This is a genomic window from Paenibacillus sp. FW507-14B1B, from assembly GCF_058781425.1.
This window is the reverse complement of sequence record NZ_JBYSWS010000003.1, coordinates 447,520-469,872: the sequence shown is the minus strand read 5'-3', so window position 1 is coordinate 469,872 and position 22,353 is coordinate 447,520. Positions and strand designations below refer to the sequence as shown.

The following is a 22,353-nucleotide window of genomic DNA, read 5'->3' as shown; positions in this document are numbered from 1 at the left end:
CAATACAAAAAAGACGACCTGAGAGATCCGGGTCGTCTTTTTTGTATTCCCTTAGAGGTAAGCTGGCACGAATCAAAATGGATTCAGTACATGATAGAACACGTTCGGCGAGGCCATACGATAGTAGAAGCTGCACCAGCCGACACCTTTGTTATTCCAGCGATTCGTTGTACTATACACTAATCGTTCCTGCTCCAGTTCTTCTATCCTCTGGATACGTCCTTCCACAAAATCCATAATTCGAAGGGATGCCGTATCCAATCGAGAGATTACACCGCCATAACGAATATCGATGACCTCCCATCCGAATGGCTTGAACATTCGAAGCCACTGGGTACGGTGTGCAGCGCGTAATTCCTGAACTAATTGTGAAATCTCCGGCAATACGTTCTCAGCAATATCTTTTAGAGCGGCAGTATCCTTATTGTCATAGGCCTGCTTGAGATGAATACCGATCTCGCTTTTGCGTTTTAAGACCGCACTTAACTTCTCAGGCATCTCAAATAGATAATCCAGATCAGCGTTCGAGTCCCGTCTTGCATGAATGCTCTGTTCCAGCTGTTCATAATGGTTATTTAGATCCAGACCCTCAATTTGTTTATCGAACAAACCTAGAAGTACATCCTGATATAATAAAAATTTCGAAGGATTGCTCTGTTTGGAGTTATTCGGCTCTTGACCCGGTATTTCGTCCAGGTCTTTCAATTGTAGGAATGTCTCTCTGTCAATGCCAGTACAGAACTTAACTCGCTCGGCAAGTTGAGCTTCAGAGGGCTTCTGTTCTGAGTATGCATGCTCTGCATAGAGTTGTAGACCAAGTAGCGCGGCAAAAGGATTGCCCTCATTCCCGTCATCTCCCCACATCGTTGCGTACACTTCGCGAATTCCTTCTTTTTTGCATACCTGCAGTGCTACATCAGATGCATTTAGGGATAAGCCATAATTGACCCCGAACGTGTTAAAGATCCATACTGCTCCCGCGAAGACCAAGTTACAACCAAGTGGTCTGTGCTTGCCAATCAAATTCTCATAATCTTCTGCCTCAATATGGTTGTAATCCCAATACACCATATCCACATCCTTTGGTATACGGCGGGCCATTTCTTCGGGTATCGAGGTTTCCTTGTTGTAATAATCTTCACCATTACCTGAGGCAAGCTTCAAGAACATATCGCTCCACATCATAGGCTTCAATCCCCGACTGCGAACGATTTCGAGCACTTTATCCAAATGAGAGATCATGATGTTGAAGCGGGTATCGTAACCGTTCTTGTCTAAGTACTTACCTCGGCCAAGTTCCTCGGCTTCGTCCATTCCGATATGAATTTTTTTGCTGCGGAATGGTGCGCTGGCTGCCACGATCATTCGCTCGATCAGTGAATTTGTCTGCTCACTTCCGACGAGTAGCGCCCCTTTGGTATCCTTGTAATGTCTGACCGGCTCCCACTTCAGAAATTCTTCTAGGTGGGCAAGGGTCTGGATGCTTGGAAAAGCTTCGATACCGAATTGATCAGCATAATCATCAATCTCTCTTAACTCTTCTTGCGAATAGCGTCCCCGCATGTAGCCGAAGTAAGGTTCTCCTTCGATCTCATATGTATCTTCCATGTATAGCATGACCGTGTTCATACCCATGAGTGCCATTTTGTTCAGCATTAATTTAAAGCTATCTACCGTAAATACGGCGTTACGAGATAAGTCGAACATCGGCCCAATTTCGTCAAATTGCTGCTTCTCTTGAAGGTGGAATGAATTGCTTGTGCAGCTATGTTGGATGAGTAACCCAAGTCCCCGGAAAAATTGATGTTTTCTTTCATAACGAATGTAGGCATGGTTCTCTTCATAACCGACTTCCAGGCCGCCTTGTGAGGCTTCTACTCGAACTGGAATTCCATCCTCACTGAGCTCAACTTTAACCTCATCTAACAAAGACTGAATACCGGGCATGAGATTCGTAATATCGCCCTCGAAACGAAGTTTCATTGTAACATCTCCTTTGCTTAGTATGATTTGCGAGATTAAACATTATATCATTATAATGTTTAATCTTATTGGAATGCAGAGGGGAAATCAATCATTAGTTTCGCTAATGATTTGTTATAGGATTTATGTAACTTTGGCTTAGCGAAAGAGTTATTTCTTTATAGGAACTGAATGTTGGATTAAAGAGAGAAAATGACTTGTAACACATGGAGGTTAAGATATGAGAAAAAGATGTATAGTGATTTTCGCTGTATTTTTCATGGTGCTGATAACTGCTTGTAACCGTAGCGAGGAGCCTAAGATCCTCTCACATAACGAGGAGGAAGCAGGCCCCTCTTCTGAAGTGCCAATTGAAACATCCGTTAAGATTGATAAGGTCTATACCGATGCCAAGATCGAAAATGGATGGTGGGTTGTTAACGAAGACGCAGAAACTTTAACGATCTATGTTGAAGCGCAGAATGCGGACGCGGTCATATTTTGGTCTGCACCGACAGGTACGGAGACGGGGAAGGAAAGAGAGTTAATCGGTTATGATGTAGATGGAGATGATGGATGGTCTTTTGAATGGAACATAAAGGGTCAAAATTTCCATCATCATATTGGAGTTCAGGCTTTAGGAATGGACGGTAGTTCACTTGCTAGTGAGACTTTTAATCTGCATACCTTGAGTGAATACGATAACTGAGCTTTTTTACGATTGGACTTTGGGTGTTGAGCATGACATCATGGGTATATAGAACTCAGTATAAAAGGAAGTAAGGACATGAATTATGATGATTTACAAAAATTAGTCTCCTCCGTTGATCTTAGAAGCTGCCTCATCAGCCAAGACGGAGCAACGGTCTTCCAATACTATCGGGATCAACAGGCTGAGGATAGACCTGCTAAGATCAACTCCTGTACCAAAAGCATTGTCTCTGCATTATTCTGCATTGGTATGGACCGCGGACTAATCCCAGAGGTGACGACCCCCGCAGCTGCATTCTTCCCCAAGCTTCAGGCATCAGATGATAGCCGGAAGCGGCAGATCACGCTAGAACATCTGCTAACGTTAACGGCTGGTTTCAATTGGACTGAATTCGGTGGGCAAAAATCCTTTCCCCGGATGACCAGATCACCACATTGGGTTGATTTCGTATTGGAGCAGCTGTTATCCGAAACACCCGGCACACGCTTCGAATATAATTCGGGTGTCTCCCAGATGCTATCCGCAATCCTATGTGAGGTGACCGGCATAACAACCGCACGGTTTGCGGAGCTGCATTTATTCGGCCCCCTTGGTATCGAGGATTATGAATGGGAGGTTGATCCTCAGGGCGTGCACACCGGGGGTTATGGTTTACGGATGAAGCCTGCTGATCTTCTGAAATTCGGCCAGCTTTATCTGCAAAAGGGGCAATGGCAACAAAGGCAGCTCATTTCTTCAGAACGAGTCCATCGCTCTGTCCAGCGGAGCATTACGGTAGATCCTCCCTGGTCCGGTGGGTATGGCTGGCATTGGTGGGTTGATGCATTCCCAGCTACTGACGATGGACAAGCTTCCGGTTCTCCCGTGGATTACTTTTACGCGCGAGGCTTTGGGGGGCAGTTTATCTATGTGGTGCCACAGCTGGAGACAGTCGTCGTCCTAACGGAAGATAAACGTAAGAAAGACCGGCACAAGGTTGACGTATTCCGGGAATGGATCGTTCCTCTGTTGCTTGATGGAGTCCGCAGCTAATATGAAGTCTGGATACGTGTAATTATTGAGGATAAAGCGAGTCTCTACCTACGGGTTGCTGCCAGCAGCCGAGCGAGGTAGGGACTTTTTTTGATGATTATAATGAATATTTTTTATGAAAATATTGACAATTACATAACAAATATAGGCTTATCCGTTTACAAATGGCTCCTATAATAACAATCAGATCAGGTTAATTTTTACAAAAAAATGATTCGAATGCTAAAAAAGAAGGGTGACATGAGCCAATGTTGATGAAGAAGGCGTTCGTGGTTTCGATGGTTACAGCTGCAGTAAGCACTTCAGTTGTGGGTGCGGTATCGGCTGCACCAGTAGCGAAACCGGTAGCTGCGGTAAAAGTTCAGCAATCCTCGTTAAAAATTAACGGTAATGCCGTTTCGGTTCGCACGATTGTCAGAAATGGTGAAACGCTTGTATCTGTACGGGATCTGATCAAAGCACTGAGCGCGCAAGCTGATGTGCGGAGTGGAATAACAACCATCAAGTTGAATGACCATACAGTGGTCCTCAAAACCAATTCGAAACAAATCATCGTCGATGGCAAGGCTTCAAACATGTCACAACCCATGACGAATATTGAAGGCTCAAGTTATACAGCGATTCGTCCGCTTGTTTCTGGCCTTGGTGGCACACTGGTTCGAAATGCGGGAGCTATCGAGATCAGCACGGTAGAGCTGCTCGAAGGGGCAGAGAATCCTCGTTTTGCAGGAGCAGGCAAGATGATCGTCTCCAAATCGGATGAGAATGGTAGAACAGATTATCTAATCGATACAGCTAGCGGCAAGTACGATTTGCTTCTGACGACAAGTGGGGGATCTGATCTGGTAGTTTCGCCTAGTGGAGATAAAGCGGCATACTCCTCAGCCGAAGGTGCAGTTTATGTACTGGATCTGAACAGCAAAGCCTCCACGCTCATCACGGATGATAACAGCATTAAGCCAGAACTTGTATGGTCCGCAGACGGAAGTGCGATCTACTTCCTGCAAGGAGATAAGGGATCGGTTATTGCCAAGCTCAGCTTGAGTGACGGATCGATTACGAAGATCGTTGAGGATAAGGTGGACTACAAGGAGAACCTGAGTGTATCGCCGGACGGCAAGAAGTTTATCTACACGGTAACGACACTAGGTAAGGTAACTTCCGATACGACTAATATTGATGAGGATAATGTATCCATCGATTTCTCATCGAATCAGGTACAGATTAATTCATTTAACAACGAATTATCAAACTCAAAAGCTGTAAGTCTTACCTCCTCAACGGATGACAAAGTTTTTGTTGTATCGGGTGATGGCTCGAAAGCTTACTACGTAAGTGTGCCTTCGACGGATGAGAAAGCCACGCTTATGTCTGTAGACAGCTCACAACGAGTGACAAAAGTTTTTGCAGATAACGATGTGGAGCAGCTCGTTCTACATAACAATAGGCTGTATGTACTGGCCGCGCAGGACGATACGAGCAGCGTGATTTATGCCATCGATACGTTGACTGGCAAACAAACCAAGCTGTATACCGTATCCTCTGACGTATCTTCTATAGCGGTTTCGGTATCACAAATTGCAATCGTCAAGAACGATCAAGTCTTTGTAAATACGGACAACACTTGGCAACCCGTTACGAAGTAACAGAAATAACACCTAACACGAGTTGATCAAGTCCAGATTCATTAAATTATGATTTTCCATATTGAGAGGGGTTAATAACGATGAAAAAATGGATGAAATCTTTAACAGCAATCATGGTAGCCGTATCTCTGGTCGGCGGTGCTTCTTCCGCTGCAGCAGCAAAAAGCAATGTGAAAGGGAACATTGTCATCAACGGGTCTTCCGCACTCCTTCCGCTTACGCTTCAAGCAGCAAGTGAATTCAAGAAAGACAACCCGAAGGTTAGAGTTTCTGCTTCTGCCGCGGGTTCCATCACAGGCCCACAATCAGTTCGTAAAGGGATCGCTGATATCGGTGCCGTAGACTGGGATGCTTCCAAGGACGTGCCGGGCTTTAAGAAATTTGATGGTTTAGTAGCAAATCCAGTAGCAGTAACGGTCTTTGCCGCTGTAGTAAACCCGAATGTCGGTGTGAAAAGTCTGACAACGAAACAATTGCAGGACATCTTCTCAGGTAAAGTGACCAATTGGAAAGATGTTGGTGGAGCCAATGCCAATATCGTTGTCGTGAACCGTAAATTCGGTTCCGGTACACGTGTTAACTTCCAGCAGAAAGCTTTGGATGGTAAAGACTTCATGAACAAAGGCGATAACTACAAAGAAGTTGGCTCCAGTGGCGATATGAAGACAACGATTGAGACAACGCCTAACGCAATCGGTTATATCGACCTTCCTTATGTAACTAGCAAGATGAAGGCGATTGGCATTAACGGTGTGGACCCAACGGAGAAGAATGTACTGAACGGAAGCTACAAAGTATGGGGAATCGGTTATTTCATGACAAAAGGTCAACCAACGGGTGCAACCAAAGCGTTCATTGAATATATCCAGAGCAGTAAATTCCAGAATGGTTCATTGAAAAAGCTGAAGTTCATCCCACTTTCTGCAGTGAAGTAGACGAATCCATAGCCTGTACAAATGATAAGGAAGAGAAGCTAGCTAGAGCGTATGGACGCCAAGCTGGCTTCTCTTGTATGAGAGGGAGATTGCAATATGATGAATATGAATTCCGAGGCGAAAAGTATAACCGCAGCTGAGCTTGGTCACAGTATTGGCGCAGCTTCCGGTACGAAATTCGACCGAAAGGCACGTCTTCGATGGTCGAATAGCCTTTTTCGAATACTCTGTATATCTAGTGCTTTGTTTGTCTGTCTTGTTCTATTCAGCATTTTGATTCTGATGCTGCGGACAGGAGTCTTAACTTTTTCTCAAGTTTCATTTAAGGAATTCTTCTTCTCTACCAATTGGGACCCCGAAAATGAGCATTATGGTGCGCTAACCTTCATTCTAGGAACCCTCGCGTTAACCAGTCTCACGATGCTGATCTCCATCCCAATCTCTGTAATCATTGCGGTATTCTTGGCTGAAATGACACCGAAGTGGTTGCGTAATTTACTACGCCCGGTGCTTGATCTGCTAGTCGGCATTCCATCGGTCGTGTATGGATTTTTAGGGCTTACCATCCTCATTCCGTGGCTGAGAAGCATTAGCGGGCATGATCTAGCTGATGGACTATTAGCGGCGTCGATTGTTCTTACGATTATGGTACTTCCAACGATCAGCCGAATTAGTGATGATGCCATCTCCGCCGTTCCTAATAAATATCGTGATGCAGCCTACGCGCTTGGCGCGAATCGCTTTCAGACGGTTATCCGAGTGGTGCTACCTGCTGCTAAAGGTGGAATCATGTACGCGGTCATACTGGGCATGGCCCGGGCCATTGGTGAGACGATGGCCGTTGTGATGGTCATCGGGAATACGGCGCAATTGCCGAACAGTCTGTTCACACCAACTGCCGTATTAACGAGTAACATCGTGATGCAGATTTCGAGCGTTGAATTTGATTCGACCTGGAATTATGGCTTGTACATGATGGGCTTTATCTTGCTCGCCATCTCACTCTTGATGATTGTAGGGGTTAGGATGCTACAGAAGAGAGGGGGACGTTACTCATGAGTTTGAAAGAGCCAGCAGATTCGATCCCCTCCTATTTTTTTGGCAAACGCAGAGGTTCGTCTGTCGTATTAGACCGGTTGTTTACCGGGCTTGTATGGGGTGTCGGTATTGTCGTTATTCTATTTATCCTCGGGTTACTATTTCTCTTGCTGGAAAAAGGGCTTCCGAAGCTTAGCTGGGATTTTCTCTACGGATTGCCCAGCGAGATTGAAGAGGGTGGTGGGATCGGACCCGCCTTGTTCAATTCATTCTACGTACTTATTATTTCGCTCATTATTTCCATCCCGATTGGAATGGCGGCAGGTATATACTTGGCTGAGTTCGCTCCGAACAATAAAATCATTGAGGTTATCCGAATCTGCGTTGAGGGTTTATCGTCTGTTCCGTCCATTATCTTTGGTCTGTTCGGAATTGCTCTATTTGTTGAATTCTTCGAAATCGGACTTACGATTCTTGGCGCAGCGATCAGCCTTGCTTTTCTGAATCTGCCTGTATTGACCCGTGTGACGGAGGAATCGATTCGCGCTGTTCCTGTGGAACTTAGAAATGCTTCCTTTGCCCTCGGGGCAACACACTTACAGACGATTCGGCGTGTATTGCTGCCGGCTGCGATGAGTGGAATCATGACGGGGATCTGCCTTACAGCAGGCCGGGCTTTCGGTGAGAGTGCTGTCATAATTCTGACCGCCGGTGTATCCACGTCGGGAGAAATGTGGGATTTCAGCTTGTTCTCACCGGGTGGAACGCTTGCGGTTCATCTCTGGTACGTCCAGTCGGAGGCCATTGTTCCTGATGCACAGGAAATTGCACAGAAGACAACAGCTGTACTGATTTTGGTGGCACTGCTTATTAACATTGTGTTCCGTGTACCGCTGTGGCTGAATTCACGGAAGAATAAAGCCTAATTGTTTAAAGACGGATGCATACCATATTAACTATTTCGTCCGGGGAGGGTACGTTATGCAGGCATTCATTGAAATGAATAAACTCAACTTATTTTACGGAGATTTCCATGCACTTAAGAATATATCGTTTACAATCCCTCGGCTTGCCATTACCGCGTTAATCGGACCTTCTGGGTGCGGTAAATCGACATTGCTACGAACACTGAATCGGATGAACGACCGAATACCAGGAACACGGATCGAAGGACAAGTTGCTATTGGTGGTACAGATATTTATGCAGATGAGGTTCCTATTGAATCTCTACGTCAAAAGATCGGCATGGTATTTCAGCAGCCGAATCCGTTTCCCAAGTCTATCTATGATAATGTGGCTTTTGGCCCCAGACAGCATGGTATTCGTAATAAGAAAATGCTTGATGAAATTGTTGAACAGAGTCTTCGTTCCGCCGTACTGTGGGATGAGGTCAAGGACAGTCTGAAACGTCCAGCGTTAAGCCTCTCTGGAGGACAACAGCAGCGACTGTGCATTGCACGTGCGCTAGCTGTTGAACCTGATATTTTGCTTATGGATGAGGCTACCTCGGCGCTCGATCCTGTATCCACCTTTAAGATAGAAGAGCTCACACATGAGCTGAAGGAGCGCTATACCATTGTGATGGTCACCCATAACATGCAGCAAGCAGCGCGGGTATCACAGCAGACGGTATTTTTCTTAAATGGCGAAGTGGTAGAGCATGCAGCAACTCAGGATTTGTTCTCCAATCCGAGAGACTCAAGGACGCAGGATTATATAAGTGGACGTTTTGGTTAATGACATAATGCGAAAAAATGCCCCAGTCAACGAATGTGACAGGGGCATTCTCTATGGATAGAGCTAGATGGAGCCAACGCTTGAAGCCGCTTCAAGCCGGGCAATTTTCTTCATTAATTTTTTTAGCATGACTGAGGCTTTGACCTTAATTGGCAGGCTATCAGAGACTTGAAGCTGGTAAGCCTCCTGAAGGATAGCTGCCTTGAGATCGGCAGCTGTTTCGCACGGCATATTAAGCTCATTAAAGACACTCCCGTATTGAAGGCATTGGTGGGTGTCGCTTCCTGCGGTAACCGGCTTGCCAAGATCCTTGGCAAAGTGCCTTACTCGTTCATGATTGATCTCACTTCCGTATTGATACATATCCTTTGCATTGAGATCGAATGCGTCTAGACGTAGGAGTTGATTGCGGTCTAAATGATGCAGCGGTGTGGTTTCACGGAAAGGATGAGCCCCAATCTTGAGCAGTGGCAACGTTTCTGCTAAATCCATTAGAGCATCAAAGGAGATGAAAGATCCTTTTTCAGTGTAGTTATCCAATTGCCGGCGAGTCTCTAAGATATGCTCTTTCTGCCCAATCAGTAGAATATGGCCGGTTTCCTGAATATCGACTTCCATACCGGGGAAGATCTTCAATCCGTTAGCCTCGTAGTATTCGCCATTGTAAGGAAACATACGATCTAGCTGCTCATATACTTCGTAGAAATTTCTTGTATTGAAATGCTCGGTTAACGCAAGCGCGTCCAGACCGTTGGCTAATGCTTCTTGGATCATTTCCTCATAATAAGCGGGTGAGAAATCGGATGCTTTGGATAATTTAGCATGGGTATGCAGGTCAATTTTCATTTAGGTGAACACTCCTTGTTAAATAGTTAAGTTAAGTTCTTGCATAGAGCGGTTTAACCGATCCAGAATAACAGAGCCGTATAGGCCGCGGTTCCAGATAGAAACACCATATCTCGTGCTGAGATGCGAAGATGGGATAACTTTAGTTTCTTGGAAGCTGGGTTATTCATTCCGTAAGAGAACCCACGAGTCTCCAGCGCTTCTACGGTGGTACGGGAACGTTTCGCAGTTGCTAACATCAATGGAAAAAAAGATAGAACGAGCAGTTTTACATAATAGGTAGCCATTCGCCAGTACATAAAGCCGTGGCGATCTGGTGCCTTCCCTCTGAGTCGATAAGAGAGCAGAACATTTCGAAATTCCTCAAAGAGTACAGGCAGGATCCGGTAACCATACGAAAGGCTGAATGAGAATGTAGCAGGCATACCGAGTGCCAGTAGACCGTCGCTGATCTTCTCCGGGTCCATGCCAGAGAAGACAGTGATGCTTGCCAGGGAGACAACCGAGAGCTTCAATGTTAATTTCAGCAATGGCAATGCTGAGCTTATATCTCCGCCGAAGAAGAGGGAGATGATGAATAACCAACCGACCTGACCAATGAGTCCGAGACATAACACGATAATAATAAAGGGTGTAACCCTTGAGAGGATGGTTGTGATGACCATCATAAGGAACAATCCAGCGAGCACCGTAATGCTTGAAATGAACCATGGCGCTATCGCGAAGAACAGATACCAGATTAGCATCGCCCTGGGATCGAGCCTCGACAAAGTAGCATGGCCACTGCCGTAAGCTGTGTTCATCAATTCAAGCTGGATTCGTTCGATTGTAATTTTGTTAACCCAGTTGCGGACAAGCTGCATCTTGAGGATTCTCCTTTCCGGTAAGGATTCTATACATCTGCTGGGCGAAACGTTCAGGAGAGCTGCTTGACGAGTTCATGCCCAGCCTTACAGATAGATCCATCATCTGTGTGGGAGCAAGGCCAGCTTTTTCGATCAGGGCAGCATCCGAGAAGATTTCATCTACGGTTCCATCGCCTGCTACGGTACCCTCATTCATAACAATGACTCGGGTTGCCCACTGATGGACAAGCTGCATATCATGTGTGGCGATAATGACGGTACGTACATGCTCCTCAAGTTCCTGAAGTGTGCCAAGGAGCTCTTCACGAGTGGCCAGATCAAGATTAGCGGTTGGTTCATCCAGAAGGATAACCTTAGGCATAATGGCTGCCCCGATCGCCAGAGAGACACGGCGCTGTTGACCCCCACTGAGGAGTCTCGCATCCCGATCTTTTAAGGGCATTAGTCTGAAGTTATGTAGCATTTGGTTCACCTTGGCTTCCGCATCTGGATAACGGCGGCTTTTCAAGCAGTAGGCCACTTCTTTATGAACATTGTCTTCAATGAACATATCCTCAGGATTCTGAAAGACAAATGCAACATGTGAAGAGAGTTGTTCAATGGATAAATCCTTCGTTGATTGCCCCATAACCGAGACGGTGCCCTTGGATGGCTTAGCTATGCCGGCAATCAGTTTCATGAGAGATGATTTGCCTGCGCCGTTATTGCCAACAAGCGCAATGCGTTCACCTTCATATAAACTCAGATCAATGCCCCGAAGTACTTCATGTTCGGCTTTTCGAATCGTTCGATAGCTTAGTCTTGTCTGGTTGAATTGTATGACGGGGCTGGTAGGGTAACGTTCAGCTGGATTAGGATCTTCCTGTTTCAGACTTTGCTCTTCATGAAGGGTCTCTGTTAAAGAGCTATCGTTATAGAAATGTAGAAGCTCTCCAAAATACTTCTCTGCGGATTCGGCAGTTACGGGATAAGGAAACAGGGTCCTTAAGCTCGCTTCCGTCCCCAAATTGGCAACTCTACCCTTGCTCTCGTGGTGTTTCGTCAGGGCTGCAGACAAGTGCACGGCTGCCTTCGTCACCTCAGGCGGCTGGATGCCAAGGCGCTCTAAATCTTCGAGACTGTTCAGAGCCTCCACAACGGGACGCTTCCACAGCACCTTGCCCTTCTCCATCAAGCAGACCTCATGGCAATAATCAGCGATAAACTCGGTATGATGCTCTATAACGATAATGGTCTTTCCATATACCTGATTCAGTTGACGCAGTACCTCGTACACTTGGCGTGCATGCTGAGGATCCAGCTGAGAGACCGGCTCATCTACGACAAGAATGTCTGGCTCAAGCGATAGGGCTCCCGCCAAAGCGAGCAAATGCTTTTGTCCACCGCTGAGTTCCCATATATAGCGCTCCTTCAGGTGAGTCAGGCCACACATTTCGAGTGCGCGCAAACCCATAGCCCGGTAATCGGCTAGACCATAATTTAGTGGGGCGAATAAAGCTTCATCCAGCACAGTGGGGCGGACAAGCTGATTGTCAAAATCTTGATAGACATAGCCTACCTTTCGAGATAGCTCTGCGACACTGTGCTCTTCGGTGGACAGCCCGCAGATCTCAACTGTGCCTGCATAATCGCCCGAATAATAATGAGGAATCAGTCCATTAAACAATTTACATAAGGTGGATTTACCGCATCCGTTGCCACCTATAATCGCGGTAAAGCTGCCGCGCTGAATGGTGAGAGTAGCTCCGTTTAGCACAGATTGGTCTGAACCGGGGTACACAAAGGATACATCGGATATGCTGACGATTATGTCGTCACCTTCAAGTTGGGTATGTTTAGGCATGCGGTAGATCTCCTGACGGTTTGTCTTTAGTGATATTACGGTTTCGCTTGGAACGCATGAGTGCAAGGACTGCAATGGCTACCACGGCTGCAACAGCTATGCTGATCCAGATCGCTCCTACACCGAATCGGTCTTCAAATCCGCTGTCCCATTCTCCGAAGTTCCAATCCGTCTCGGAGAGCGACTCCGCTCCGAAAGCGGCGATGGCTAATATGATTCCGATAATGATGATCTTAGGGGATATCATACCGGCAGATTCGTATTGGGTAATCTTTTGACGTGGTCTGATCCCGAGCAGCGGCTCGATTTTTCCATACAGTCTTGGAACTAGATACAAAGTAGGCAGAAGAGCAAACAGAATACCGGAGAATAGGACATCATTTAGGAAGCCTACACCTTCCACAAGGACAACACTTTGCGCCAGTCCAGGCACGGCTTCGAATTCTTCAACACCGATCCAGACCTTACCGATATCCACTAGCGAGCTGCAGAGCTGATGAATGACAACACCGGTCATTGCTGCGATACCCACATGAGCCCGCTTCGTCGGATCTTTCACCATTCGGCCAGCAATGTACATCGCAAAGGAGAAGGTAAGGAATTTCTCAAGTTCACCCAGGCCACCGAATTGACCAAGCATAAGCTCACCGAAGATCACTTCCCCAAGCGCTGCACCTACAGCAGCATAAAATGGATGAAATAGCATACAGAGGGTGAGTGGAATAAACGCAAAATATTCAATGGATAGCTCAATCGGCCCTAGCTTCAACGAAGGAATAAGTTCTGTGAACATGTTGGATAAGCCGTAAAGTGACATGGATAGAACAAAAATCATCATTTTTTGTGAAGAAGTGAGGGTGTAGACCCTTGAATTACGAAGCATGAAGAGGAGCCTCCTTGGTATGGGATTTGTTTCCTAGTATAAGAGGGGATTATTAAAACTAACGGGGGAGTATGTCATCGCAGTGTAATATTTTTTACATTATGTTAATGATGAAATAAAACTTACATAACAATCATGAATTAACATGGACTGTAGAGATGAACGTAGAAGGAGTGCAGCCCGAGTGATAAATCTGTTTCCACTTAAATCTGAACTTTCACATAGTCAGCTTAAGATTGCCCATTTTATTGAACGCTGTCCTGAAGAGGTTCTGTTCATGACTGAACAGGAACTGGCAGATCGGCTTGGCACAAGTATCGCGACGGTATCGAGGTTCTGGCGGGCGATAGGTTATGAGAATGCTAAGGCGTTCAAAAGGATGCTTCGAGAATCAACAGATACCACACCCGCTGTAAAATTAGAAAAGACGATATCCCAGATGGATGCATCCAGTCTACCGTTAAAAATGCTAGAGCAGGCGAAGCATCATCTTCAAGCTACGATGGAGAGGACCCGCCCGGATGAGCTAGAGCAAGCTGCCATGCTGATGGCCGGAGCCAGAAGGGTATATGTATATGCGCCAGGTCCGTCTCTTTCCCTAGGAGAATTGTTAGCTTATCGCTTGTCGAGGTTTGGTATGTCGATTCGGATTATGGCAGGAAGCGGTCATGAGTTATTGGAATCTCTTGCACATCTGGAACAGGATGATGTGATACTGATCTTCAGCTTTACACGAATGCTGCCTGAAACCGAAGTCATCCTCGACTGTGTGAGTCGCACGGACTGTTCGGCCATTATGGTCACAGACCGGGAGGATTTCAGATATGGAACCTGTGCGCAGGTATCGTTTTATGTCAGCCGAGGAGACATGGGGGAATTTCATTCCATGGTTACACCACTACTACTCATGGAGCAGATTATTCTGAGCATTGGGATGTTGAATAAGGAGAAGGTAATGGAGAGATTGGAGTGTCTCGGGCAACTAAGGAAGCAGTATGCAGATAAATTGCCGAGGGGGAAGGCTTAGGGGGAATTAAAAAAAAGCGAGGGCCTATTCGTAGGCTGCTCGCTCCTTTTATGTTCGTATGATTAGGCGTAAGCCAGTAGGGCAGTGGCCGCCTCTTGCTCTGGAATTAATGTGAATTGCAAACCTAATGCATGGGCTACCTTCTGTATAGTATCCATTCGTGGAATAGTGGAAGCCCGCTCGAGACGAGCTATTGCGGACTGTTTTAATCCTGCCTTAGTTGCGAGTTCTGCTTGTGTCATTCCGAGTTCCTCACGTCTTTTAATAAGGTCGGAAACAATCCTTGCGGTCTCTCTGATGGCTTGACGCTCTATATCCTCAATAGCATCAAGGGTTTGTGAAAATTCATTCCATTCTCTCATTTTAATTCTACTCCTTTTCAGATTCCTCTTTGTACTTATTCTTATATTCTTCCATCCTGCGTTCTGCTGTTTCAATTTCTCTGGGAGGGTTCCCGTTTATATGTTTCGTGATAGGTTCGCCGACTCTTGTTCCGTCTTTCTTGAGTCGTTCAATGCAGTAAAAAATTTTTTTGAGGAGGCCTCTAGCTAGTTTGTCTCGTGTGGCTAGCCCATTAAGTTCAGTTAGGAAGTTTTCAACTTCGTCCGTTAGAATGATTTTGTACATGGATTAGTACCACCTATAATAACATATATGTTATTATTATAACTTTTATGTTATTAAACATCAATTGATAATTACATGGTACGCAAATGACCTCGGAGAAGGAATAAGACCAAGATACGGAGAATAAAAGGGAGTTCATCTCGGAGCTTTTCTTTTGTGAATCACATAAGAGGGGAAGAGATGCGCTAGTAGGTAAGGAGGTAGAGGATGAGTGATACGCATCATGAAAGATAAATTTGTAATAATCCTCGTCCTAGCCACCCTTTTCGTCGGTTTCGTCATGACGTTATCAGCAGAACCGAATCATGAAGAGCCTGTGGTCAAGCAAGGGGTTCTGGATCTGAGAGACTGGGATTCTCGTGAACAGCCTTTATTCCCTTTGAATGGAGAGTGGGAGTTCTATCCGGATCAATTGTTGAAGCCAGGAGATATCACGGGTGATTCGGAGACGAGCCGTTTCATTCAAGTTCCGGGGAAATGGGACAACTGGACGGATGGAAACGGTGTTTCCATGAAGGCTAAGGGTTACGGCACCTACCGGCTTGTCGTTAGAAATGCTCCTCAAGGAGAAGTGTTAGCGGTCATCAAAAATTATGTTCGATTTGCAGACAAGCTATATATCAATGGAACATGGGTAGGCAGCTCCGGAGAGCCTGCTGCAACAAGGGAAGAGTATACACCGCGAAACGTTCCTTATACAGCGTATTTTAAGAATACGTCTAACGAGATCGAAATTCTGCTTCAAGCTGCTAATTATGATTATAAAGAGGGCGGAGTAGCAAACTCCCTGCACTTCGGTCTAGCCAAGGATGCTCAAGTATTAAAGGGTATGCTAACGGGATTGGACATGTCGGGGGTTATAATCTGGCTCTTTATTTCGGTGCTCATGCTCGGTATGTATTTTTGGTTTCATCGAAATCAGTTATTACTCTTATTCGGTATATATTTCGCAATCTTTGCTGTTAGTGTCTTATCGAATGGAGAACGAATCTTGCTCCAGTTACTGCCCGGCTTACCATTTGAGCTGGCCTTTAAGATCAAATTGATGTCCGTATTCGCAGCTCCGGCCCTGTTCTTCCTTATATCGTGGAAGCTGCTCGATAAATCTCGTACTCGCACCCTCCTCCTAGCTGAGACATCCATCTTGCTTCTTTATGTTGCAGTCATTGCGGTGCTGCCTTTCCGGATGTATTCGCAAGCACAGGATATTATGTACATGGGAATGACGCTTACCTTAGGAGCGTTGGTCTGTTATTTGGCGATGATATATATGAAAGGACACTACGGACGACTGAACAAAAGACAGTTTCAGCTGTATTTTGCATCAGCATGGGCGCTGCTTATGCTTGCCTTGAATGTTATTCTAAGTTACGAAAATCTGACGTCTATCTTTCTTAACAATGCAATCGGCTTCTTGTTCTTGATCTCGGTCCTTGCCCTGCTAATTCATCAATATGTGCAAGCTTATCATGATATGAATACATTGACGAAGCGATTACAGCTTGCTGACCGAATGAAGGACGAGTTTCTATACATCACTTCACATGAACTGAATACCCCATTGAACGGCATTATGAATGTGTCTCGGGCTTTACTTGATGAATCTTCCCGCAGGGTGCAGGGGCCACAGGAGACGGAACAGCTGCTAATGATTCGAAATACGGCTTTTCGCATGTCGAATATGGTCAACGATATTATTGATGCTACACATATTCGGCATGGTCATCTGGATCTTCGATTGGCACCGGTAGATCTGGTAAGCTGCATATCGGTTGTGCTGGAGGTTTCTCGTTTTCTAGCGAAGAGTAAGAATATTCAGATGGTCCCCGCAGTCAGTCCCGAGCCGAGGTATGTATATGCAGATGAGGGCCGGCTCACTCAGGTGTTGTATAACGTGATTCATCATAAATTGACGGATGTGCATGAAGGAGATATACATATATCCACGGTGATTGAGAACGGACAAGCTATCATTCGGATCGAGTCTGATGGAGATCCATCGGATCGAGACCATTCATCTGATGCTCAAGCACAGGAGAATGGATTTGCAGCGGGTCTAACTGTGGCAAGAGAGCTCGTGGAGCTCATGGGGGGACGAATCACTGGAGGTCGTGAAGTAAGCATTCAATTGCCACTAGCTGAACAATCGGTAGCCAGTGGGGAAGCAGCGGCAACAGCAGAGGGGTTACTGAAGAGGGATACATTATTAACAACTGATTCTGAACAATTTATGGAGGGAACACCACGTATTCTGATTGCTTCCGCAAATCCGATCGACGTAGAACATCTATCCAGCATGCTTACGACGGAAGGTTACAACACTTATTGTATCGGAAGTGCCCAGAAAGCTTACGAGCAAATATCAGGAATAGATCGACCTGACCTTGTTCTAGTGGATGTTATGTTACCCGAAGTGAATGGATTTGAACTATGTCGCTGGATTAGGCAGGACTTTACGCAAACAGAAATGCCGATTCTGCTCATTAGCTCCCGTAGCACTTCGGCGGATATCGAGGCTGGAATTTCTGCAGGTGCGAGTGATTTCATTACTCGTCCACTCGATCCGGGGGAAGTTAGGGTTCGTATCAACACGCTGCTAGCAATGAAACGGCTTGTCAGAGAGGCAGCAGTGAATGAAATGGCGTTTCTACGATCACAGATCAAACCACATTTTATCTATAACGCTCTGGGTACCATTATGTCTTTTTGTTATACGGATGGGGTACGTGCAGGTGAATTGCTTGGTATATTCAGCCGATATCTGCGAAGTATTTTCCATCTAGACAATACCGAGGATACCGTCAAGCTCAGCAAAGAGCTGGAATTGATCGAAGCATATGTTGATATTGAGAAGGCGAGATTCGGTGAGCGGGTAAATGTCGAGTTCGATATCGATAGGGAGCTTTATCATTGTAATGTAATGCCGCTGACGATTGAGCCGCTTGTGGAGAATGCTATCCTGCATGGCATAACGAAGCAGCTGGACGGTGGGACGGTTAGACTGGGGATACATAGAGACGTGGCATTCGTCCGTGTCGTTGTTGAAGATGATGGTGTGGGTATGACGCCAGAGCAGATAAAAGGCATGCTTGATACGAGTAAGCGAAAAGAAGGAGTAGGTTTCCGTAACACCATGCGTAGAATTGCACATATGACAGGAAGAGCACCCGTTATTCAAAGTGAACTGGGTCAAGGCACCCGTGTGACAATCTGGCTTCCTCTATTATTCTCTGAAGTATAAATCCCTATATATAATGTATAAGACAGAAGTTGTCCTCAAAGTAGTCTTTACTACGATGGGACAGCTTCTTTTTTGTTTGTGTTAATAAAAGTCTATGCATGGTTGTTAAGTGTTTGTTAAGTGGTATTTTGTAGAATTTAGTCGATTAATAGCAGAGGGAGAGATACAGGCATGAAAAGAATAAAGAAATTCTTCAGCTTACTGCTTGGAATCGCGATTATTATATCGTCATTTTCCGGTGTTCGTGTAAGCGAGTCATTAGCAGAATCATTTCAAAAGCCCGGATGGGACGGCTGGAAAGGAACGTCTAGGGCGGTGAAAGAGCGTGGACCCGATGGTCGGATTTTTGTGAACGATTTGGCAAGTAGCAGTATACGGGTATATGACAAGGACGAGAACTTACTTCAAACCATTGGCGAAGTCAATGTAACGGGTTCAGATAACAACCATTTTAATTATCAAGCTGACATTGCTATTCATCCAAATGGGGATTTGTACGTAGCCGATCGATGGAACTATCGGGTGCAAGTGTATAGAGCTAATTCACAAAATGGGTTGTATACGTATCTATCTACAATATCACTGTCATCTGATGTACTTAGCGTATCTGTGGACTCCAGTGGTCTAGTGTATGTTACGGTTGATGACCGTTCTACTCAACAACCGATACGTGTCTATGACAAAGACGGCGTGTTCCAGTATGGTATTGCTGCATTTAGTGCGATGGACGTCGCTTTTGATTCCAGTAATCATATGTATGTAGCTAGTTATTGGGGCAACGTCATTTATAAGCTTACTAAAGATGAGAGTGGCCTTTATGTAAAAGATCCTGATCAGTCGAAGGATGTATTTTATGGAGATTATAATCCGAATACAACTAACAATACAGGTAAGCTTAATCTTCCTATCTCCGTTGATGTGGGACAACAGGGGCAGGTCTATATAAGCGACACACAAGGCGTGCATCTCGTTGACAGTAATGGCACCTTTCAGAAGAAAGTAGTCAATAATGCAGGAGGGATTTTTTATAGCCAAAGAGTTCACGTCTTGCAGGATGGACTCTTATGGATTGCTAACTATTCGAAGAGTATTGCTGAATTCGATGCTGACGGTAATTATATACGGATGCTTGGGGAATTCGTAATTCCTAACGAAGCACCGGCTGCGCATAATGTAAACCTTAATTCAGCAAATGTGTATAGGGTCGGGAAAGTGATAGAAGGCAGCTATGAGTACAGTGACAAGGAGAATGATAGCGAAGGTATTTCCAGCTACCAATGGTATATAGCGGATGACCAGCTTGGGACGAATAAACAGATGATTGTGGGAGCAACGGAAACCTCGATGACGTTAAATTCCGACTCGCTCAACAAGTATATCTCTTTGGAGGTCACGCCTGTAGCTGTTTCAGGTACAACGCTGGGTACAGCTGTAGCATCGCCATTTTATGGTCCGATTATGGAGTCCAATGAGGAGCCTGTCGCAAGTGACGTTATCGTCACAGGCGCGGTTCAATCAGGCGGAACCTTGACGGCAACTTATAGTTATAGCGATGTTGATGGAGACCCAGAAGGTGAGAGCAGCTACAGATGGTACTATTCCAGTGATGCAAGTGGATCGGATAGAACGTTAATCGCTGAAGCTACAGCGAAGACACTCGAACTTCAGGAAGAGTGGCTTGGTATGTACATTTATTTTGAAGTGATGCCGGTGGCAACAGAAGGAATCCTTGCAGGAAAAAGTGTAATGACACCCGCGATCGGACCGATTGGCGCTGCCAATTTAGCTCCTACGGCCCGAGATGTGAAGATCACGGGTGAGGCGCAGGTAGGTCAGACGTTGACGGGAAGTTATGTTTTTGATGATGCAGACAGCGATGTAGAAGGAGAAACCTTGTTCAAATGGTATGTATCTGAGGATGCGAACGGAACGAACAAGACTGAGATTCAAGGTGCAGCTACTCAGAGTTTGGTGCTTCAGGCAACCTCACAAGGGAAGTATGTATCCTTTGAAGTGACACCGGTAGCGGCTACCGGAACGGAGTTAGGTTCGCCGGTACAAAGCCGATTAACTTCAGCGGTTGCTAAAGCTGCTGATAGCAACAGTGGAGGTAACACAGGAGGCAGCACTGGAAGTGCCGGCGGTGGTAGTGGTAGTGGTAGTGGTAGTGGAGCTATTGGTGGCGCGGGTAATCCAAGTTCAACGCAAGAAATTTTAGTGGACGTAGAAACCGGTATAAGAGGAAATATCGTATCGAAGACCAAGGTCCTGCGAAAGACAGAAGCTGATGGGAAGAAGAAAGACCATGTAACCTTACAGACGAGTGTTGTGGAAGAGGCACAGGCTAAGGCAAAAGAGCAAGGAACGAAGGCGATTCGAGTTGTGATACCAGATGTACGTGATGAAGTATCTGAAGTGAAGGTTGATGTGCCGAAGGCGTCACTACAATCACTTAAATCAGATTCTAATGATCTGGAGCTATCGACCGCAAATATGAGAATTATGATTCCTGGTGATTCACTAGCGACATTCACAGATGATCTCTACTTCCGATTCATTCCAATCAAGGAGCAAGCGAAGCGTCTTGAAGTGGAAGAAAGGGCCAAAAAAGAAGAGATCATTAAAAAAATAGCTCAAAGCGATAACCTTTCGATCTGGGGACGTCCCATGACGGTTGAAACCAACATGGAGAATCGTCCGGTCATCTTATACATGCCATTAGGTACGCTCCCATCTGATGATGCTAAGCGTAAAGATTTACTGGATCATTTAGTAATCTTTATTGAGCATGACGATGGTACCAAAGAGCTTGTTCAAGGTGAACTTAGCGAATTCGCACCAGGTATGCAAGGGATGAAGTTCAACATTAGTAAGTTCAGTACGTTCAGCATGGTGTATTTGCCAGGCTGGAAATCGGAGCAGAATTTAAGCGGTGCACATAAGGTATACATCAAGGGATATAATGATGGAAGTTTCCGTCCACAGTCTGCCATTCTTCGAGCGGAGCTTGCCGCAATGCTGGGTCGTAATATGAGGATTGACTCATCTAGTAAACGCCCTATTCAATTTAAGGATGTAGCAGACGGATACTGGGCGCTTGAAGAGATTAACCGCACAAGTCAGAGTGGTATTATTGCTGGTTTCAAAGATGGAACATTTCGTCCGAAGGCCGTAGTTACGCGAGCACAGATGGCGGCAATTGTCGCCAGGTGGGTGTCTAAGGAGTGTGAGTTGGATGCGAGCGCATTCGCAGCGTGCGGTAAACCAAGTGGGGCTAAATCATTCGCGGATGTAAAAGATGACTACTGGGCAGCAGATGAGATCCAGATTGCCTCTGCATTTGAGTTCATGGTGGGTAATGCCGATAATACGTTTCGTCCGGAGGATCCATTAACCCGGGCCGAGGCGGTCAAGGTAATGAACCGCTTGTTTAAGCGGGGCCCACTCTATGGTGACTTGATGCCGACGTTCTCAGACGTATCTTCCGGTAACTGGGCGTTTCATGAGATTGAAGAGGCGGCAACAGATCATTTCTGGTACATGGAGAAAAATCAAGAAGTGAAAGATAAGAATACAGATAACGAGTAGATAGAGGATAAAGGGATAGGGATTAGATATATAACAAAAAAGGATGAGTCATGCTAAGGAGTTATCTCCATATGCATGGGCTCGTCCTTTTTTATAATAGGCCGAGTTATCAACAACACTGAAGCCTAATTCTATGGGCTATTACCAATCAAAGGGAGTGAGAGTTGCGATATAAATGTATGTCTTTCACAATCTAACTCTATTATGATGAATGATGGCGGAAATACATCTTAAGGAGAGCTAAGTAAAATTACAAGGGGATTGGACTGGGATGGAAAAATAAATGAACAAAACTTCGTTGATTGAATTTCTCACATGGGCAAATTATTTTTTTGCTGTAATCGTACTGATAGCCGGTATTATTTTTCTA

The 22,353-nt window shown here is 45.5% G+C and carries 17 protein-coding genes; 10 read left to right on the top strand and 7 right to left on the bottom strand.

Translation table 11 applies throughout. The features are described from left to right. Window positions 1-72: 72 nt before the first annotated feature. Window positions 73-1,983: a beta-N-acetylhexosaminidase gene (locus AC3WJJ_RS17780; protein WP_492542752.1), complete on the bottom strand. Its 1,911-nt coding sequence runs from the start codon at window positions 1,981-1,983 to the stop codon at window positions 73-75. 220 nt (window positions 1,984-2,203) lie between these two features. On the opposite strand from AC3WJJ_RS17780, the gene AC3WJJ_RS17775 reads away from it, so the two are divergent. From AC3WJJ_RS17775 to pstB, 7 genes are all read left to right on the top strand, one after another. Then, window positions 2,204-2,671: a hypothetical protein gene (locus AC3WJJ_RS17775; protein ID WP_492542750.1), complete on the top strand. Its 468-nt coding sequence runs from the start codon at window positions 2,204-2,206 to the stop codon at window positions 2,669-2,671. Between the two features lie 78 nt (window positions 2,672-2,749). Further along, window positions 2,750-3,706, top strand: coding sequence for a serine hydrolase domain-containing protein (locus tag AC3WJJ_RS17770; RefSeq protein WP_492542749.1), 957 nt, complete (start codon window positions 2,750-2,752; stop codon window positions 3,704-3,706). 248 nt (window positions 3,707-3,954) lie between these two features. Further along, window positions 3,955-5,352, top strand: coding sequence for a stalk domain-containing protein (locus AC3WJJ_RS17765; protein WP_492542747.1), 1,398 nt, complete (start codon window positions 3,955-3,957; stop codon window positions 5,350-5,352). An 80-nt stretch (window positions 5,353-5,432) separates the two neighbouring features. After that, complete coding sequence (locus tag AC3WJJ_RS17760) at window positions 5,433-6,287, top strand: phosphate ABC transporter substrate-binding protein (RefSeq protein WP_492542745.1); 855 nt, start codon at window positions 5,433-5,435, stop codon at window positions 6,285-6,287. Between the two features lie 96 nt (window positions 6,288-6,383). After that, window positions 6,384-7,346, top strand: coding sequence for a phosphate ABC transporter permease subunit PstC (gene pstC, locus AC3WJJ_RS17755; protein WP_492542743.1), 963 nt, complete (start codon window positions 6,384-6,386; stop codon window positions 7,344-7,346). Continuing rightward, window positions 7,343-8,251, top strand: a complete 909-nt coding sequence (pstA, locus tag AC3WJJ_RS17750; protein ID WP_492542741.1) for a phosphate ABC transporter permease PstA — start codon at window positions 7,343-7,345, stop codon at window positions 8,249-8,251. Before pstC ends, pstA begins: the two co-directional genes overlap by 4 nt. Window positions 8,252-8,306: 55 nt before the next feature. Beyond that, entirely contained in the window at window positions 8,307-9,062 is a 756-nt protein-coding gene (pstB, locus tag AC3WJJ_RS17745; protein ID WP_492542739.1) for a phosphate ABC transporter ATP-binding protein PstB, read from the top strand. A gap of 63 nt (window positions 9,063-9,125) precedes the next feature. Here pstB and AC3WJJ_RS17740 read toward each other — a convergent pair whose 3' ends face one another. The 4 genes from AC3WJJ_RS17740 to AC3WJJ_RS17725 are packed head-to-tail and all read right to left on the bottom strand — an operon-like array spanning window position 9,126 to window position 13,500. Next, window positions 9,126-9,908 (bottom strand): PHP domain-containing protein, encoded by a 783-nt coding sequence (locus tag AC3WJJ_RS17740; protein ID WP_492542738.1) that lies wholly within the window; start codon window positions 9,906-9,908, stop codon window positions 9,126-9,128. Between the two features lie 53 nt (window positions 9,909-9,961). Continuing rightward, on the bottom strand, window positions 9,962-10,771 hold the full coding sequence (locus AC3WJJ_RS17735) for an energy-coupling factor transporter transmembrane component T family protein (RefSeq protein ID WP_492542736.1): 810 nt from the start codon (window positions 10,769-10,771) through the stop codon (window positions 9,962-9,964). Further along, window positions 10,746-12,617 carry an ABC transporter ATP-binding protein gene (locus AC3WJJ_RS17730; protein WP_492542734.1) on the bottom strand — a complete coding sequence of 624 codons (1,872 nt, stop codon included), beginning with the start codon at window positions 12,615-12,617 and terminating at the stop codon, window positions 10,746-10,748. The genes AC3WJJ_RS17735 and AC3WJJ_RS17730 overlap by 26 nt, the downstream gene beginning before the upstream one ends. Continuing rightward, on the bottom strand, window positions 12,610-13,500 hold the full coding sequence (locus AC3WJJ_RS17725; RefSeq protein ID WP_492542732.1) for a DUF8171 family membrane protein: 891 nt from the start codon (window positions 13,498-13,500) through the stop codon (window positions 12,610-12,612). Before AC3WJJ_RS17725 ends, AC3WJJ_RS17730 begins: the two co-directional genes overlap by 8 nt. A gap of 184 nt (window positions 13,501-13,684) precedes the next feature. Between AC3WJJ_RS17725 and AC3WJJ_RS17720 the strand changes: the two genes are divergently transcribed. After that, window positions 13,685-14,527 carry a MurR/RpiR family transcriptional regulator gene (locus AC3WJJ_RS17720; RefSeq protein ID WP_492542731.1) on the top strand — a complete coding sequence of 281 codons (843 nt, stop codon included), beginning with the start codon at window positions 13,685-13,687 and terminating at the stop codon, window positions 14,525-14,527. 62 nt (window positions 14,528-14,589) lie between these two features. Here the strand turns inward: AC3WJJ_RS17720 and AC3WJJ_RS17715 are convergent, their stop codons facing one another. Both AC3WJJ_RS17715 and AC3WJJ_RS17710 read right to left on the bottom strand, forming a co-directional pair. Next, window positions 14,590-14,889: a helix-turn-helix domain-containing protein gene (locus AC3WJJ_RS17715; RefSeq protein ID WP_492542729.1), complete on the bottom strand. Its 300-nt coding sequence runs from the start codon at window positions 14,887-14,889 to the stop codon at window positions 14,590-14,592. A gap of 7 nt (window positions 14,890-14,896) precedes the next feature. Continuing rightward, entirely contained in the window at window positions 14,897-15,154 is a 258-nt protein-coding gene (locus AC3WJJ_RS17710) for a hypothetical protein (protein ID WP_492542728.1), read from the bottom strand. 211 nt (window positions 15,155-15,365) lie between these two features. On the opposite strand from AC3WJJ_RS17710, the gene AC3WJJ_RS17705 reads away from it, so the two are divergent. Continuing rightward, on the top strand, window positions 15,366-18,395 hold the full coding sequence (locus AC3WJJ_RS17705) for an ATP-binding protein (RefSeq protein WP_492542726.1): 3,030 nt from the start codon (window positions 15,366-15,368) through the stop codon (window positions 18,393-18,395). Between the two features lie 171 nt (window positions 18,396-18,566). Next, window positions 18,567-21,983: an S-layer homology domain-containing protein gene (locus tag AC3WJJ_RS17700; protein WP_492542724.1), complete on the top strand. Its 3,417-nt coding sequence runs from the start codon at window positions 18,567-18,569 to the stop codon at window positions 21,981-21,983. Window positions 21,984-22,353: the final 370 nt, after the last annotated feature.